This is a genomic window from Nonomuraea sp. NPDC049607, from assembly GCF_040675375.1.
Classification (GTDB): Bacteria; Actinomycetota; Actinomycetes; order Streptosporangiales; family Streptosporangiaceae; genus Nonomuraea.
This window is the reverse complement of record NZ_JBFAOV010000035.1, coordinates 26,664-41,674: the sequence shown is the minus strand read 5'-3', so window position 1 is coordinate 41,674 and position 15,011 is coordinate 26,664. Positions and strand designations below refer to the sequence as shown.

14 protein-coding genes and 1 pseudogene are annotated in these 15,011 nt (G+C 71.8%); 8 read left to right on the top strand and 7 right to left on the bottom strand.

Going from position 1 to position 15,011, the window contains the following annotated elements; all coding sequences use genetic code 11:
- Positions 1 to 164 precede the first annotated feature (164 nt).
- The gene (locus AB0J97_RS41735) at positions 165 to 668 is read left to right on the top strand and encodes a hypothetical protein (protein ID WP_364099935.1); all 504 of its coding nucleotides are present in this window, start codon (positions 165 to 167) and stop codon (positions 666 to 668) included.
- Positions 669 to 681: 13 nt separating this feature from the next.
- Here AB0J97_RS41735 and AB0J97_RS41730 read toward each other — a convergent pair whose 3' ends face one another.
- From AB0J97_RS41730 to AB0J97_RS41720, 3 genes are read right to left on the bottom strand one after another with little or no spacing between them, the layout of a single operon-like run.
- Positions 682 to 1,791, bottom strand: a complete 1,110-nt coding sequence (locus tag AB0J97_RS41730) for an L-dopachrome tautomerase-related protein (RefSeq protein ID WP_364099932.1) — start codon at positions 1,789 to 1,791, stop codon at positions 682 to 684.
- 58 nt (positions 1,792 to 1,849) lie between these two features.
- Positions 1,850 to 2,698 (bottom strand): alpha/beta hydrolase, encoded by an 849-nt coding sequence (locus AB0J97_RS41725; RefSeq protein ID WP_364099929.1) that lies wholly within the window; start codon positions 2,696 to 2,698, stop codon positions 1,850 to 1,852.
- Between the two features lie 55 nt (positions 2,699 to 2,753).
- Complete coding sequence (locus tag AB0J97_RS41720; protein WP_364099926.1) at positions 2,754 to 4,337, bottom strand: IucA/IucC family C-terminal-domain containing protein; 1,584 nt, start codon at positions 4,335 to 4,337, stop codon at positions 2,754 to 2,756.
- A gap of 80 nt (positions 4,338 to 4,417) precedes the next feature.
- On the opposite strand from AB0J97_RS41720, the gene AB0J97_RS41715 reads away from it, so the two are divergent.
- Together AB0J97_RS41715 and AB0J97_RS41710 are read left to right on the top strand one after the other, a co-directional pair.
- Complete coding sequence (locus AB0J97_RS41715) at positions 4,418 to 6,019, top strand: IucA/IucC family siderophore biosynthesis protein (RefSeq protein WP_364099923.1); 1,602 nt, start codon at positions 4,418 to 4,420, stop codon at positions 6,017 to 6,019.
- A 104-nt stretch (positions 6,020 to 6,123) separates the two neighbouring features.
- Positions 6,124 to 7,188 carry an STAS domain-containing protein gene (locus AB0J97_RS41710; protein ID WP_357707078.1) on the top strand — a complete coding sequence of 355 codons (1,065 nt, stop codon included), beginning with the start codon at positions 6,124 to 6,126 and terminating at the stop codon, positions 7,186 to 7,188.
- Here the strand turns inward: AB0J97_RS41710 and AB0J97_RS41705 are convergent.
- A complete protein-coding gene (locus AB0J97_RS41705) occupies positions 7,174 to 7,938 on the bottom strand; it encodes an SDR family oxidoreductase (RefSeq protein WP_364099919.1) in 765 nt (254 codons plus the stop codon). The two genes, AB0J97_RS41710 and AB0J97_RS41705, sit on opposite strands and share 15 nt — an antisense overlap.
- Before the next feature lie 360 nt (positions 7,939 to 8,298).
- Here AB0J97_RS41705 and AB0J97_RS41700 point away from each other — a divergent pair.
- Both AB0J97_RS41700 and AB0J97_RS41695 read left to right on the top strand, forming a co-directional pair.
- Positions 8,299 to 8,532: pseudogene (locus AB0J97_RS41700) on the top strand (alcohol dehydrogenase catalytic domain-containing protein); the annotation flags it as partial.
- 5 nt (positions 8,533 to 8,537) lie between these two features.
- On the top strand, positions 8,538 to 9,020 hold the full coding sequence (locus AB0J97_RS41695; RefSeq protein WP_364100055.1) for a hypothetical protein: 483 nt from the start codon (positions 8,538 to 8,540) through the stop codon (positions 9,018 to 9,020).
- Between the two features lie 27 nt (positions 9,021 to 9,047).
- Here AB0J97_RS41695 and AB0J97_RS41690 read toward each other — a convergent pair whose 3' ends face one another.
- A complete protein-coding gene (locus AB0J97_RS41690; RefSeq protein WP_364099916.1) occupies positions 9,048 to 9,980 on the bottom strand; it encodes an endo alpha-1,4 polygalactosaminidase in 933 nt (310 codons plus the stop codon).
- Positions 9,981 to 10,137: 157 nt separating this feature from the next.
- Between AB0J97_RS41690 and AB0J97_RS41685 the strand changes: the two genes are divergently transcribed.
- Genes AB0J97_RS41685 through AB0J97_RS41675 form a run of 3 tightly spaced genes read left to right on the top strand, consistent with a single transcriptional unit; the run spans position 10,138 to position 13,153 of the window.
- The gene (locus AB0J97_RS41685; RefSeq protein ID WP_364099913.1) at positions 10,138 to 11,424 is read left to right on the top strand and encodes an ABC transporter substrate-binding protein; all 1,287 of its coding nucleotides are present in this window, start codon (positions 10,138 to 10,140) and stop codon (positions 11,422 to 11,424) included.
- A complete protein-coding gene (locus tag AB0J97_RS41680; RefSeq protein WP_357707085.1) occupies positions 11,421 to 12,341 on the top strand; it encodes a sugar ABC transporter permease in 921 nt (306 codons plus the stop codon). The genes AB0J97_RS41685 and AB0J97_RS41680 overlap by 4 nt, the downstream gene beginning before the upstream one ends.
- Entirely contained in the window at positions 12,338 to 13,153 is an 816-nt protein-coding gene (locus tag AB0J97_RS41675; protein ID WP_364099909.1) for a carbohydrate ABC transporter permease, read from the top strand. The genes AB0J97_RS41680 and AB0J97_RS41675 overlap by 4 nt, the downstream gene beginning before the upstream one ends.
- Here AB0J97_RS41675 and AB0J97_RS41670 read toward each other — a convergent pair.
- Complete coding sequence (locus AB0J97_RS41670; protein WP_364099906.1) at positions 13,143 to 13,973, bottom strand: SMP-30/gluconolactonase/LRE family protein; 831 nt, start codon at positions 13,971 to 13,973, stop codon at positions 13,143 to 13,145. The two genes, AB0J97_RS41675 and AB0J97_RS41670, sit on opposite strands and share 11 nt — an antisense overlap.
- Positions 13,974 to 14,107: 134 nt before the next feature.
- Complete coding sequence (locus AB0J97_RS41665; protein ID WP_357707091.1) at positions 14,108 to 14,866, bottom strand: IclR family transcriptional regulator; 759 nt, start codon at positions 14,864 to 14,866, stop codon at positions 14,108 to 14,110.
- Positions 14,867 to 15,011 lie beyond the last annotated feature (145 nt).

Sequence of the window (15,011 nt, the reverse complement as noted above, 5' to 3'; positions counted from 1 at the left end):
CCCTCCCGGACGGTCATGCCGTCAGGAAACCTGTCGTATTTAGCGGCATTCATCGGCCTTAAGCCCCCCAAGTGGCCATTGCAGAGGTTTAGCGATGGCGTCGTTCGGTATCCGATCAGTACCTCTACGTAGCGGGCATACCGCGTCGACGAAGGCGGCAAACCATGACCCAGACCCTGCCCACGCGCCCCGAGCTGTCCGAAGAGGCTCAGCCGGAGAAGAAGGAGGAGCGCGGCCACCCGATCCTGCGCGCCATGGCCCGCGGCGCCGTCGGCTCGATGGCCATGTCGGGCCTGCGTCAGCTCACCGTCTCGCTCGGGATGGTGGACCGCACGCCGCCGGAGTCGGTCCTGCGGAAGACCGCGCCGCAGCTCTTCCGCGACGTCCCGGCGGAACGCCGCCCGGCCCTGGTGGAGGCGGTCCACTGGCTGTACGGCGCGGCCGGCGGCGCCGGGTTCGGCCTCCTGCCCCGCGCGGTGCGCGAACGGCGCTGGAGCGGCCCGCTCTACGGCGTGCTCGCCTGGGCCGCGTTCGAGGCCGGCATCGCCCCGGCGCTCGGCCTGCCGCGCAGCCGGCACACCACCCCGGAACGCCTGGCGCTGCTGGCCGACCACCTCCTGTACGGCGCCGTCGTGGGCTCCTCGGCCCGGTCCCGCCCGCGCCGCTAGCCGGACCAGCCGCCTAGACCAGCCGCACCGGCCCGGCGTCGATCGGCACCCGGAACAGCGCGTACGGGTACCGCCGCCGGTCCAGCCCGCCCTGGAACCTGGCCTGGCGGTGCAACTGGTTGGCGGTCACGTACAGGTGGCCGTCGGCCACGGACAACGTGTCGGGCCAGAGCAGACGGGCGTCGTGGACCAGCGTGTCGATCGTGCCGTCGGGCATCCGGCACAGCACCGCGTTGTGCTCCCAGTCGGTCAGGTAGATGCGTCCGGCGTCGTCGGCCTCCAGGCCGTCGGCCGAGCCGCCCTTGTCGCCCTCGTCCCTGACGGTGGCGGCCACTTCGGCGTCGTCCAGCGTGCGGTCCACCAGGGCGTCCGTGGACACGCTGTACCAGCGGCGGGAGAGCAGGGGGCAGTACCAGAGCCGCTCGCCGCCGGCCGGGAGCGCGATGCCGTCCGAGCCCATCAGGACCGGCGACGGCGGCCCGTCCTGCGGCCGTTCCAGGAACGGCCGGCCCTCCACGACCGGCAGGAAGTCCGGCGGGCGCCCCGCCTTGGTGCTCGGGTCGTCGTGCAGCCGGCGCCACGCCTGCCCGCTGGCCAGGTCCACCACGATGATCCCGTTGGGCCCCCTGTCGGCGGAGTCGGTGAGGTAGGCGACCCCTTTGCGCAGGTCGAACCGCACGTCGTTGAGGTAGGAGGTCTCCAGGGCGACACCGCGGTCGAACAGGATGACCTTGACCACGGTGTCGGTCTCCAGGTCCACGCAGACGAGCTTCGGACCGCCCTTCTTGGTGGGCCGGAACATCGGGCTGCCGGTGTCGAGGATCCACAGCCGGTCCATGGGATCGACGACCACGCTCTGCACCGAGACCAGCCACTTCGACGGCTCGTCGGCCTCGGTGTTCCACTCCTGGTCGGGGTACGGGACGGGCTTGCCGTCCCGCAGCTCGACCACGGTCGCCGGAACGTCGTCACCCCATTTGGGGAAGTTCACGAATATCCGGCCGGCCCGCGAGACCGTGACGCCGGTCGGCATCGGTCCCGACTCGAAGGCGTGCACGAGTTCCAGCTTCCCGATGGGCTCATCGACCGGCTGAACGCCGTCGTGGCCGCTCCCCTTCGCCATGTTCCCCCCCGTTCCCCCCGTTCCCCCCGTTCGAGGACCCGCCGGGCAACTGCCCAGCTCAGGCGGGGAGAAACAGCACCTTCTCCAGCCAGGGACGCAGGATCGGCAGCACGTTCGCCGCCTGCATGGCCCCGGTGTGGTCGAGGCCGTCGAGCACCTCGACGTCCCAGCCCAGCGCCTCCATGGCGGCCCGGTTCCGCGCCACCGGGCCCCCGATGCTGACGTGGGTGCCGCCCCACCGCTCGTCGTAGACGATCTCGTCGGCCGAGCCGGCGAAGCACAGGCGGGGGCAGGACAGGCGCACCTGGCCGTCGTCGAACCCGCGCAGCGCCCGGTACAGGGTGGCGAACTGGCGGGCCTGCCCCTCGCCGAGGGTCACCTCGGTCGACGACCAGTCTCCCGGCTCGCCCGTCCCGGTGGACGGGGGCGTGGCGGTCTTCGGCGCGACGGCCATGTCGTAGGTGGCCTCGGTGACCCGCAGCATCTCGGCGTACGGGCCGCCGAGCGCCGGATACCCGCCCATGGCCAACGCCGAGAGCCGGTCGGTGCGCAGGGCGAGCTGGAGCCCGCTCAGCGCCAGCCACGAGTAGCCGTAGTAGGCGAACCGGTCGGCCCCCACCGCGTCGGCCACCGACAGGAAGTCGGCCGCCACGTTGTCGGGCGTGAGCGTGTCCGGCTTCGGGTTCGCCAGCACGTGGCCCTCGTAGTCGAAGGCCACGACGCGGAAGCCGTCGGAGAGGCCGTCGATGAGCGAGCGGCCGAGCGCGGGGTCGGCCCCCCACTTCCGCATCTCCTCGGCCTGCGGGCCCTCGATCGGGGTGGGGTTGACGGCCAGGAGCAGGACCGGGCCCGAGCCGTGGACCTCCACCTCGATGGTGCTTCCGTCGTGCAGCGTCGCTGCGGTCATGGCGGTCCTCCCTGAATTCGATACGCCGTAAACTGTTGTACTCGGCGAGGATAGCTTATGGCGTAAAGAGTCGCAAAGGGCTGGGCATCGGCACGCACCGCATGTCCGCGCCGTCCGCCTCCAGCCAGCGCAGCAGCAGGTTGGCCTTGGCCGGCACGGACGAGCCGGTGAGCAGCTCGCGCAGCTCCTCCGGCCGGCCGTGGTCCTCGGCGCAGCCGTCGAACACCCACCTCGCCTCGGCCCACAACTCGGCCCGCAGCTCCGGGTGCCGATCGGCCACGGCTCCGGCGATCTCGCAGAGGTTGTTGACGACCAGGCAGTACAGCAGCCGTTCCCAGCCGTAGGCGGCGCTCACGACGGGCGTGCGGGCGCCGGGCAGGCTGTGGCGGTCCGCGGTCAGCTTGACCCCCTCGTGGTCGCGGAAGATCGCCTGGCCGGGCAGGCCGCGCCCGTCCACGCCGATGACGACGTTCTGCAGGTGGCATTCGAGCACCACGCCGTGGCGGAAGTAGGCGTGCAGGACCGGCGGCACCACGTGGTCGAGGTAACGCCGCCACCACACGAGCGCGTCGCCGGCGTCGAGGCCGTCCAGCGGGTTGCCCGGGAAGCCCTCGCTGACCCCCGCGGTCAGCAGCGCCGTCAGTCCCGGTCGCAGGTGCCCGCCCAGCCCGTCGCGGACGATCACCGCCAGTGCCTCGCCGCCGTCCAGCCCCAGCTCCACACTGCGGTAACCGCGGTCGCTGAGGACGGCGGGCCGCGGCCGGTGCTCCGGCAGGTCGTCGAACGCCCCGCGCAGCAGGTCGTCGATCAGGCCCAGCCAGCGCAGGTCGTGCAGCCACAGGCGGCGGATGTCGTTGGTGATCCGCACGTCCAGGCTGAACTTGCAGAACAGGTCCGCCTCCGGCAGGTACACCGTGCGGATCGAGGCGGTCGGCACCGCCCGCGCGGGCGTGAGGCCGAGGTGGCGCAGCTCCTTCAGGCCGCCCAGCAGCTCCACCTGCCAGGGATGGGCGGGCAACAGCGCCAGGCCGTCGGGGGCGTCCGGGCCGAGCCGGTCGAGCGCGCTCGCGTCGCCCTGCTCGACCAGCGCCTCGACGGGCACCCCGAGCAGCGGCAGCGCGAAGCTCGCGTGCACCTCGGGCGAGTAGGCCAGCCACGAGTCCGGCCCCGATCCGCCGCGCGCCTTGGGCGCCGGGTGGTAGCGGTGACCGGCGACCAGCGCCTGCTCCGAGCGCAGATACGGGTCGGCGGGTGGGGTGGCGGTGCGCCGGGCCGACAGCAGCGTGGCCATGACGTCCCTGCTGTCCATGATCTCGTCGGCCAGGGTCGGGTTGGCGTGGCCGGTGCCCGTCCGCAGCTCGTCCTCGGTCAGGGCGACCAGGCCGGCCAGCGACAGCGGGCGCGGGCCGTCCGGGGTGCCCAGGGCGGGGGCGGCGGGGTAGCGTCCGGGGCGGACGTGCAGCACGTGCCCGGTCGCGGGCAGCACCCACGAACCGCCGGTCGTGGGCTCGGCCACCTCGCGGAGCAGGCAGTTGAGGAGCGCCGTCACCGCGAGGGTCTCGGCTTCGTCCGCCGCCTGGCGGTCATGCGCCTCGGGTGCCGGCCCGGCCGGTGGGAGGAGGCCGTCGATATATGCCATGGCGACCTGTCCTACCCTTTTGTACCGATCAGTGTCCACAGGGTTGTCACCTGGGCATGTTCCTGGATACGGGGGGGTTCATGCGGCATTCGACGGGGCGGTTCGCGACGGAGCTGGCCGCCGTGCGCCCGGAGCTCTCGCCCGGCTACGCCGCCGCCCTGCCCGGCGCGCGGGCCGCCGTCATGGGCCGGCTGTGGCGGGGCCTGCTCTGCGAGCCGCTGCCCGGCCTCGCCGAGCCGGTCGCCGCGGGGGGCGGCCTGCGCGTACGGCTCTCCGACGGGCGCGACCTGACCGGGCCGGCCCGGCTGCCGTACGACCTGGCCGACGTGCCGGTGCTGCTGCTGGACGGCGTCCCGTACACGGATCCGGCCGAGCTACTGGCCGCCCTCGGCCTGCCGGGCGCGGACGGGCTGGTCGGCGACCTGGACAACAGCGTCGCCTCCCTGGCGCTGTCCCGCGCGGGTGCGGCCTTCCCCGTCCGCGGGCCGGGTCCCGAACGGTACGAACAGAGCGTCGTCGACGGCCATCCCTACCATCCGGGCTGCCGCAACCGGCCGGGGGTGTCGGTGGCCGAGCAACTGGCGTACATGCCGGAGCACCGGCCCGTCGTCGCGCTCGACCTGGTGGCGGTCCCCGCCGCCGAATGCCTGGTCACCGGGCCGTGGCCGGGCTCGCTCATGGACGGCGACCGGCTGCTGCTGCCCGTCCACCCCTGGCAGACCCGGCACGTGCTGGCCGGGCTGGGGGTGCGCCCGTACGCGACGGGGGCGCTGCCGTGCCATCCGCTGATGTCCGTACGGACCCTGGCCCCCCTCGACCGCGGCCCGCACCTGAAGACGGCGTTCACCACCCGCATGACCTCCGGCGTCAGGGACATCTCGCCCGCCTCGGTACGCGACTGCGTCCCCCTGTCGGACCTGCTCACCGCCCTGTCGGCACGGCTCGGCGGACGCCCGCGCATCGCCCGCTACCTGTCGGGGGCCTCGGGGACGGTGAACGGCGAGCACACCGCCGACCTGTCCGTCATGCTGCGCGATCCGACGCCCCGCGTGCCCGGCCACACCGTGCTGCCCGTGGCCGCCCTCACCTCCGGCGCCCACTGGGACGCGCCACGCGGCGAGGAGGCCGGCGAGTGGCTGGCCGCCTTCGCCGGCGTGGCGACGGCGGCGGCGCTCGGCCTGCTGGCACTCGGGGTCGCGCTGGAGGCCCACGGCCAGAACCTGCTAGCCGTGCTCGACCGGCGGGGCTTCCCGGTCGAGCTGGTCTACCGCGACCTGGCCGACGTCAGGATCAGCCCGGCCCGGCTGGCCCGCAACGGGTTCGGGACGCCGCCGGTCGCCGCCCGGCTGCTCAGCGACGACCCCGGTGTCCTGCACGCCAAGCTTTTCGGCTCGCTCGTAGGCACCACGTTCGGCAGCCTCGTCGCCTCACTGGGAGAGGGTGACCGTGGCGCCGAGTCACGTCTGTGGGCCGTCGTGGCGGGGGCCGCGCGGCGGGCCTTCGACGCGCTCCCCGACACCGCCGACGTGCGCGCCGACCGCCGGGCCCTGTTCGGCGAGCGGATCCCGGTGAAGGCCCACCTGCTCGCCCAGCTCGCGGGCTCCCCGCCCGGCGACAGCTGGACGTCGCTGCCCAACCCCCTCACCCAAGGAGCCTCCTGGATCCCCGCTCACGCACGGTGAGCGCCTGGCTCTTTTCCCGCAGGAGGAGGAATATGGGGCATGCAGCCGGACCCTGCGGCGCGTCGATCTCCCATCACGCAGAGTTCAGGGAAGGAGCGAATCCGATGATGCAGCTCTCAGTACGGCTCGTGCCCGTGGGCGACACCACCCTGGTGGTCGCCCTGGCGGGCGAGCTCGACTCGACGACCAGCCCCATCCTGGCCGCCTTCCTCGACCCGCTGCCGCGCTCGCGGGTGAAACACGTGATCGTGGCGGCGGGAGACCTCTGGTTCTGCGACCTCAACGGCCTCGAACAACTCGCGATCACCCACCGGGCCATGCAGGAGAAGGGCGGCCACCTGGCCGTGGCCGAGGCCCAGCCCGCGTTGTGCCGCCTCGTCGCGCTCATGACCGAGCACGGCGGCACCGCGATCCCCCTGTTCAGCACGATGCCCGACGCCCTGGCCGGGACCGGCGTCGAGATCTACGAGCAGACCGGGCCGCCCCGGCCGGTCAGCCGGCACCTGGCGTGCTTCCGCCGGGCCCGCGACCCCCGCGCCGAGCAGCACCACGGCAGCCGCCGGCTCCGCCCGCAGCGGGACGCGACGCCCATCACGCCCGACCGGCAGGAGAACCTGCCGCCGCCCGGCCGCTGGTCCACGACCGTCCAGCGGCTCCGGTCGGCCAACGCGGAGCTGGAGAGCGCGAACGAGGAGCTGAGGTCGGCCAACGCCGACCTGCGCCATGCCAACGACGCGCTCATCGCCCGCGCCGCCGAGCTGCGCCGTGCCAACGACGCGCTGGTCGCCCGCACGGCCGAGCTGGAGGAGGTCGGCCGGTTCACCGCCTCGCTGGTCCACGGGCTGGGCGATGCCGTGATGGTGCTCGACGCCGACATGCGGGTGCTCATCTGGGGGGCGGGGGCCGAGGAACTGTGGGGGGTGCGGGCCAGGGAGGCGGTGGGCCGTCCGCTGGCCTCGCTGGGCACGGGGCTGCCGGTGGAGATGATCGTCCCGCTCGTACGCGACACGCTGGCGGGGGCCAGGAGGGTCGCGTTCGACGCGGTCAACGACCATGGGCGGCCGACGCCGCTCACCGTCGAACTGTCCCATCTGCGCACCGACGACTCCGGGCACGGCCTGATCATCGCCATGAAGGTGCCGCGTCCCGGTGACTCACATGATCGCTAGCTGTCCGCCGTCGATCACCAGCTCGGTTCCGTGGATGAAGGCGGCGTCGTCGGAGGCGAGGAAGGCGTACGCGGCGGCGACCTCCTCGGCGAGCCCGGCGCGCCCCAGCGGGATGTGCTCACGCTCGTAGGAGGAGACGAAGTCGTCGGCGAGCGCCGACGAGATCGAGGCGTTCAGCGGGGTCCGGATGTAGCCGGGGCACAGGGCGTTGACCCGGATGCCGTGGCCGCCGAGCTCGACGGCCATGGTCTTGGTCAGCAGCAGCACGCCGCCCTTGGAGGCGTTGTAGTGGGCGTAGTCGGCCTCGCCGCCGAGGCCGTTGGTCGAGGACATGTTGAGTATCACGCCGCCCGTCCCCTGTTCCACCAGGTGGCGGGCCACGGCCTGGGCCATCAGGAACATGCCGCGCAGGTTCACCGAGATGATCCGGTCCCAATGATCGGGGGTGATCTCCAGGAACGGCTCGCGCCAGGCGGTGCCGGCGTTGTTGACGAGCACGTCCACGCCGCCCAGCGTCTCGATCGCGCCGGTCACCAGCCGTGCGACGTCGTCCTCCGAGCTGACGTCGCCGGTCAGGCCGCTCACCTCGCCGAGCGGCGCGAGCTCGGCGACGGTGCGCCCGACCTCGTCTCCGTCGAGCCCGGTGAGCACCACCCGCGAGCCCTCCTCCAGGAACCTGCGGGCGGCGGCGGCCCCGATGCCGCTGCTGCCCCCGCTGATCAGCACCCGCTTGCCGGCCAGACCCCGCATGACCTCGTCCTTCCTCAACGCACCGCGCCGCGTGCCGCGCAGACCTGTGGTGACCTGCGCAGGATGTCGTCGATCTCGGGGTACATGCGTGGTTCGCCCCTCTCGCAGGTCATCAGAAAATAGCATGCGTTCCGTCTTGCGCACTAGCATTCCGATACACGGAACTGATTGACTGAGTGGCGATGACAGCGCCTATTGGCGTGCCGTCAATGGATCGGAACGGCATTCCGTATCAAGGAAAGTGGGAGCGTCCATGAGGCACGGCACCTTACGAGTCGGAGAAGGCGGCGTTGCGGCCGCGGCACGAACAGGGACCTCGCCGGGCGCCCCGGCGGGGCCGGTCGGGGCGGGGGGTGGGCGATGAGGGCGCTGGTGTTCACCGGGCCGTCCGCGGTCGAGGTGCAGGACGTGCCCGAGCCCGCCGTCGGGCCGGACGAGGTGCTGGTCCACGTGGCCGCCTCCGGCATCTCCGGCAGCGAGCTGCACGGCGTCAGGACGCCCGGGTTCCGGGTGCCGCCCCTGGTCATGGGGCACGAGTTCGCCGGGCTCACCTCCGACGGACGGTCCGTGGTGGTCAACCCCATCCTGTCGTGCGGCTCGTGCGACGTGTGCCGGCTCGGCCGGCGCAACGTGTGCCGGCGGCCGGGATCGTGGAGCCGGCGGCCGGGATCGTGGAGCAGGCGGCCAACGCCGTCCACGCCTGGTCGCCGGCCGGGGCGCCGGCCGGGGCGCGGGTGGGCGTGTTCGGGGCGGGCGCGATCGGCCTGTCCTGCCTGCTGGTGGCCCTGGCGGGCGAGGCCGCGTACGTGGAGGTAGCCGGCTGCGCCCCGGCGGCACGGCGGTCTGGCTGGGCCTGGCCGACGCGACGGCCGGCTTCGACGCGGCCCGCCCTGGTACGCGGCGAGCAGCGGGTGCCCGGCTCGTTCGCCTACACGGACGAGGACTTCGCCACGGCCGTGCGGACCGTCGGCGAGTGGGACGTGAGCTGGGTGCGCACGTGCCCGCTCGCCGACGGCGCGGAGCTGTTCACGGCCCTGATGAACGGCCGCGACACCCCCGTCAAGGCCCTCCTCAGCCCGTGACGGGCAGGGGGCGGCCCCGCCGCCCCCTTACTTGCACGGCTTGTACGGCGTGTCCTTCAGCGAGTAGTCCACGGCCTTCTTGATCGCGTTGATGCCGAGCTTGGCCGCCTTGGGACAGAAGGACGCCGGCGCCGTCTCGTACTCGACCTGGAACACCGGCTTGCCCGCCTTGACGAAGACGCTCAGGTCGCCGCACTCGTCGTACTGGAAGCACTCCTCGTTGACGGCGTAGTCAAAGCTGGTCACCAGCTCGGCCGCCTGGCTGAGGTCGTTCTTGAGCGCCGCGGACAGGCCCTTGCGGTGGGCCATGTCGGCCAGCGCCCGGTTGTAGAGGAGCTGGGTGGCGGGGCTGACGGTCCAGCCGGTGACCGACTTGCCCTCCTCGTGGGCGTTGACGACGTCGAACTCGACCCCGTCGAAGCCGGCCTGGGCGCACTTGTCGACCCGGGCCTCCATCATCTTCAGCAGGAAGTCCCGCTGGCCCTGGTCGTTGTTGATGTTGGCCCAGCGCTCGTTGGGGAACTCCGCGCTGAACGGCTTGCCGAGCAGGGAGTTGCCGTGGCTCTTGTGCCAGGCGACGAACTGCTGGTAGTCGGGCCGGTAGTCCTCGATCGAGCCGGCGTCGACGTAGCAGACGGCCTTCGCGCCGCGGGCGTGGATGGCCTTGACCGCCGCCGTGTTGAGCGTGGTGTTGTTCCCCACCACGTCGCCGTCGGCGTAGAGGTCGATGTCGAACACCGCCGGCTTCACGCAGGCGCCGCCCGACTGGGGGACCACGCAGATGTCGACGTTGACGCCGCCGGTGGCGGCGTACTTGGCGTTGCCCTGGAGCTGGTACTGCCAGCGGCTCTGCAGCGGCGGCTTCCACGGCCCCGCCTCCGCCGTGGCCGGCGCGGCGAGCGCCGCCAGCGGCGCGCAGCTCAGCGCCGCGACCGCGGCCAGCCGAGCTAAGAGAGTCATGGTTCGCACGTTCGCCCTCATTCCGTCTAGTGGAACTCTAGTCTGCATCGTGGATGCGTGACTATACTCGCCGCACGCAGCGGGCCGCCACGCCCGCCGTGCTCTGTGGAGGGAACCCCATGGCACGACTCATTCACCACATCCGCGAGACCGCCCGATGAGGCCCCGTACGACGACGGTCGTCGTCGCCCTGGCCCTGGCTGCGGTGAGCTGCGGCGGCGGAGGACAGGAACGGGCGAGCGGCCCGGTCGAGATCACCATCTGGCACGGCCAGGAGGACACCTCGGCGAAGTCGATCGAAAAGCTGGTCGCCCGGTTCAACCAGAGTCACCCCGACATCAAGGTCAGCACCGAGTCCGGCGGCGCGACCGCAGACGGCATGCTACCCAAGATCACCGCCGCGCTCGCCTCCGACGCCTACCCCGACATCGCCTACCTGTACGGCTCCTGGGCCCCCAACGTGGCCAGGAACCCCAAGACCGCCGACCTCACCTCCTACGTCAAGGACCCGGCCGTCGGCTGGACCGACTTCTGGGCCAACGAGCGCGAGGCGGTCACCGTCCAGGGCAAGGTCATCGGCTTCCCCGCCGTCGTGGACAACATGGTGGTCCTCTACAACAAGAAGCTGCTGGCCAGGGCGGGCGTCAAGGCCCCCGGCCCCGACTGGACCTGGGACGAGTTCCGCGACATCGCCAGGAAGACCACCGACGCGCAGAAGGGCGTCTTCGGCACCACCTGGGCGATCAGCGGCGGCGAGGAGGCCGTCTGGGGGCTCTGGCCGCTCCTGTGGCAGGCGGGCGGCGACATCCTCACCCCCGACCACAAGAAGTCCGCGTTCAACTCGGCGGCCGGGCAGCAGGCGCTCGGGCTGGTCCGAAGCATGGCCGTGGACGACAAGTCGGTCTACCTCGACTCCAGCCCGGCCGAGAAGGGCCAGAAGCTGTTCGAGTCGGGACGGCTCGCCATGTTCCTCTCCGGCCCCTGGGTGCTGCCCGACCTCCAGGCCGCGAAGGTGGACTACGGCGTCGCGCGGCTGCCCGGCACCAACGGCAACCACGAGACCGTCTCCGGCCCGGACAACTGGGTGGTGTTCGAGCACGACGAACGCCGCGTCAAGGCGGCGACCACGTTCCTGAGCTGGCTGACGGCCGCCGAGCAGGAGCTGGTGTGGATGAGCGACACGGGCTCGCTGCCCATCAGGGAGTCGATCACCAAGCTGCCCGGCTACCAGGACTATCTGACGAAATATCCGGGCATCGAGGTGGTCTCCGAGAACCTGGCCAACGCCAAGCGGGTCAGGCCGCCCACCACCAAGTACCCCCGCGTGTCGTCCTTCGTGGCCGAGGCCATCGCGCAGGCGCTGCTGGGCCGGACCGACGCCAAGACCGCCCTGGACGAGGCCGCGGCCAAGTCCGACGCGGTGCTGGCGGTGCCGGGCTCATGAGCAGCGCCGCCGTCAGCGCGCCCGCCGCCCGGCACGCCAAGCGCCCGCGCAGGCTCGGCGACCACGTCGCGGGCTGGTCGTTCGCGGGCCCGGCGACGCTGATCATCCTCGGGTTCGCGCTGGTGCCGATGGCGTGGGCGCTGGCGCTGTCGTTCACCGACTCCGACCTGATGAAGACGCCCGAGAACGTCGGCCTGGACAACTACCGGGCGCTGTTCCAGGACCCGGTCTTCTTCCAGGCGGTGCGCAACACCGGGCTGCTGCTGGTGCTCTACATCCCGGCCTCGCTGGTCTTCGGCCTGGTGGTGGCGGTGCTGCTGAACAGGAAGGTGCGCGGGATCGGGTTCTACCGGACCGCCTTCCTCGTCCCGTACGTGGCCTCGGCCACGTCGGCCGGCCTGTTGATGGGCTACATCTTCGACCGCGACTTCGGCCTGATGAACGGCGTGCTCGTGCAGCTCGGCCTGCCGATGCAGGGCTTCCTGAGCAGCCCGTCCCAGGCCATGTACGTGCTGACGCTCATCTTCTTCTGGACCAGGTTCGGCTTCGCCGTGGTCATCTACCTGGCGGCCATCCAGGAGATCGACAAGGCGGTGCTGGAGGCGGCCTCCATCGACGGCGCGGGGCGGTGGGCCACGTTCCGGCACATCATCGTCCCGTCCGTACGGCCGATCACGCTCTTCCTCGCGGTGTGGGGCGTGATCGACGCCCTGCAGTTCTTCGACCTGGTCATGACCACGACCCAGGGCGGCCCGGCCAGCGCCACCGTGACCATCGTCTACTACGTCTGGCAGCTCGCCTTCCGCTACTCGGCCGCCGGGTACGGCGCGGCCGTGGCCTACACCTTGTTCGCCGGGACGCTGCTGCTGATCGTCGTGGGCCTGGTGGTCGCGCGTCGGAGAGGAGCCGTGCGATGAGGCGACGCCTGCCGAGCAGGTGGCACCTGGTGCTCGCGCCGATGTCGATGGTGACGCTGCTGCCGTTCGTGTGGCTGGTGCTCAGCTCGGTCATGACGCAGGCCGAGCTGAACAGGTTCCCGTCGCCGATCCTGCCGGAGGGCATCGACCTCGGCGGCTACCGCACGGTCATGGAGCGCTCCGACTTCCCCCGCTGGTTCCTCAACAGCGTGCTGGTGTCGGGCGTGATCGTGGTCGCCCAGGTCGTGCTCTGCAGCATGGCCGGGTACGCCTTCGCCCGGATCCGGTTCATCGGCTCCCGGCTGACGCTGGTCCTGATCATCGCGACCGCGCTGATCCCGTTCCAGCTCACCGTGATCCCGACGTTCCTGATGTTCAGCCAGGCCGGGCTGGTGGACACGCTGGGCGCGCTGATCATCCCGCAGCTCAGCTCGTCGGTCGGGATCTACCTGATGACCTCGTTCTTCCAGTCCTTCCCGAAGGAGCTGGAGGAGGCGGCGCGGATCGACGGGTGCTCGCGGGTCGCGCTGTTCTTCCGGGTGGTGCTGCCGGTCGCCAAGCCGGCGCTGGCGGCGCTCGCCGTGATCACGTTCATCACGGCCTGGAACGATCTCTTCTGGCCGCTGGTGGTGATCAACTCCGAGGCGAACTACACCGTGCAGGCGGGGCTGACCACGTTCCAGGGCCAGCACCGGGCCGACTGGCCCGCGATCATGGCGGGCACGGTGCTGACCACGCTTCCGGTGCTGGCGGTGTTCCTGTTCGGCCAGCGCCGCTTCGTGCAGGCGCTGACCGGCGCGGTCAAGGGGTGAGGCCCCGGTAGGGGTTCGCGGGCAGGCCGGTGTGGGAGGTGCGGCAGCGCCACAGCTCCCCTCCGGCGCTGCCGTCCCAGGCGGTGGTCACGTAGAGCACGTCGAGGTCGGGGCCGCCGAAGGCGCAGCTCGTGACGTTCGCCGCGGGGACCTCCAGGGTCAGGTCGGCCCGCCCGTCCGGCCGTAGCCGCACGACCGCGCCGCCGCCCCACAGCGCTACCCACACGTGGCCGGCGGCGTCGACCGTCAGGCCGTCGGGGCCGGGGAGGGCGGCGAACTTCCGGCGGCCGTCGAGCCGGCCGGTCGCCGGGTCGTAGTCGAAGACGTCGACCCGGTCGGTCGCGGTGTCCACGTAGTACATCAGGCGCTCGTCGGGGCTCCAGCCGAGGCCGTTCGAGATCGTGACCCCGTCCAGGACCTTGTCGCACGTACGGTCCGCGCCCAGGCGGTAGAGGGAGCCCGCGCCGGGGGTGTCGTCCTCGGCCTTGGTGCCGGCGAAGAAGCGGCCCGCGCGGTCGCAGGCGCCGTCGTTCATCCGGTTGCCCTCGGGCTCGGACGGCCGGGCGACCAGCTCGGTGCGGCCGTCCGCGTGCCGGGCGAAGCCGTCCCTGAGGGCGAGCATGAGGCCGCCGGCCGCGTCGGGCACGGCGACGCCGACCGGCTGCCCCAGCTCGATCGTCTCCTGCTCGTCGCCGGACGGGTCCAGCCTGTGCACGTGGCCCGCGGGGATGTCGACCCACAGCAGCGTGCCGGTGGCGGCGTCCCATCGGGGGCCCTCGCCGAGGGTGGCGGCGGGCACGGGGACCTTATCCAGCTTCATGCTCTCTGCTCTCCTGATCCGTGATACGGAACGCAGTTCCGCTACCCCTCCGACCGTAATCGGCCGAGGTCCCTTTGGGGAGGGGTGGGCGTCGTACCGAACACGCCGCCGCGGCCCCGGCGTTCGGGGGTGGGTCAGGCCTCGGCGGAGATGGCGCGGCGGAGGCCGTGGCCGACCTCTTCGAGGCGGGCGACCGACATGCGGTCCTTGATCGCGGTCACGCTCACCGCCGCCACCGGCGCCGTCTTGCCCATGAAGACCGGCGCCGCCACGCACCGCACCCCCGGCTCGTTCTCCTCCAGGTCGAGCGCGTACCCGCGCTGCCTGACCTGGTCGAGGTGGGTGGCCAGCTTGGCGGGGTTCGTGATCGTGTTCCTGGTCCTGGTGGACAGCGGCCCGTAACGCTCGGCCCACGCCTTGACCGCCTCGTCCGTCGGGTACGTCCAGGCCAGCAGCGCCTTGCCCACCCCGGTGCAGTGGGCCGCGTTGCGCCCGCCGACCACCGAGGTCATGGTGATCGACCGCACCGCCTCGACCTTGTCCAGGTAGACGACCTCGCCACCGTCGAGCATCGCCATGTGCACGGTCTCGGAGAACTCCTCGCTCAGCCGCAGCAGCAGCGGCCGTACGAGCGTGCGCAGATCCATGCTTTCGTAGAACCGGAAGGCCGTGGCCAGCAGCTCGGTGCCGAGGAAGTACGGCCCGCTCGGCTCCGGCTGGGCCGCGAAGCCCCGGTGCTTCAGCGCCCCGAGCAGGCGGTGGAGCGAGCTCTTCGGCAACCCCAGCCTGGTGGCCAGCTCGTCGAGCGTCACCCCCCTGCTGTGCTTCCCGATCTCCTGCAGGATCAGCAGGGCACGATCGACGCTCCCCACAGGGGACTGGGTCTCAGCCACTGAAACTCTCCCTCGCCTATTCCGCTGATCGGAATGCTAGCGCGTATTACGGAACCTCGCCGCACACGCGGTCAACACAGTGGGTCTCTCAGCGTAGTCAGCACAACCCTGTGTCAGCACTTCCGTGAACAGGGAAACGTACGCG

Excerpts from the sequence above, each read along its gene's own strand:
- AB0J97_RS41735 (WP_364099935.1), top strand. The coding sequence starts at position 165 with ATGACCCAGACCCTGCCCACGCGCCCCGAGCTGTCCGAAGAGGCTCAG.
- AB0J97_RS41730 (WP_364099932.1), bottom strand. The coding sequence starts at position 1,791 with ATGGCGAAGGGGAGCGGCCACGACGGCGTTCAGCCGGTCGATGAGCCC.
- AB0J97_RS41725 (WP_364099929.1), bottom strand. The coding sequence starts at position 2,698 with ATGACCGCAGCGACGCTGCACGACGGAAGCACCATCGAGGTGGAGGTC.
- AB0J97_RS41720 (WP_364099926.1), bottom strand. The coding sequence starts at position 4,337 with ATGGCATATATCGACGGCCTCCTCCCACCGGCCGGGCCGGCACCCGAG.
- AB0J97_RS41715 (WP_364099923.1), top strand. The coding sequence starts at position 4,418 with ATGCGGCATTCGACGGGGCGGTTCGCGACGGAGCTGGCCGCCGTGCGC.
- AB0J97_RS41710 (WP_357707078.1), top strand. The coding sequence starts at position 6,124 with ATGATGCAGCTCTCAGTACGGCTCGTGCCCGTGGGCGACACCACCCTG.
- AB0J97_RS41705 (WP_364099919.1), bottom strand. The coding sequence starts at position 7,938 with ATGCGGGGTCTGGCCGGCAAGCGGGTGCTGATCAGCGGGGGCAGCAGC.
- AB0J97_RS41690 (WP_364099916.1), bottom strand. The coding sequence starts at position 9,980 with ATGACTCTCTTAGCTCGGCTGGCCGCGGTCGCGGCGCTGAGCTGCGCG.
- AB0J97_RS41685 (WP_364099913.1), top strand. The coding sequence starts at position 10,138 with ATGAGGCCCCGTACGACGACGGTCGTCGTCGCCCTGGCCCTGGCTGCG.
- AB0J97_RS41680 (WP_357707085.1), top strand. The coding sequence starts at position 11,421 with ATGAGCAGCGCCGCCGTCAGCGCGCCCGCCGCCCGGCACGCCAAGCGC.
- AB0J97_RS41675 (WP_364099909.1), top strand. The coding sequence starts at position 12,338 with ATGAGGCGACGCCTGCCGAGCAGGTGGCACCTGGTGCTCGCGCCGATG.
- AB0J97_RS41670 (WP_364099906.1), bottom strand. The coding sequence starts at position 13,973 with ATGAAGCTGGATAAGGTCCCCGTGCCCGCCGCCACCCTCGGCGAGGGC.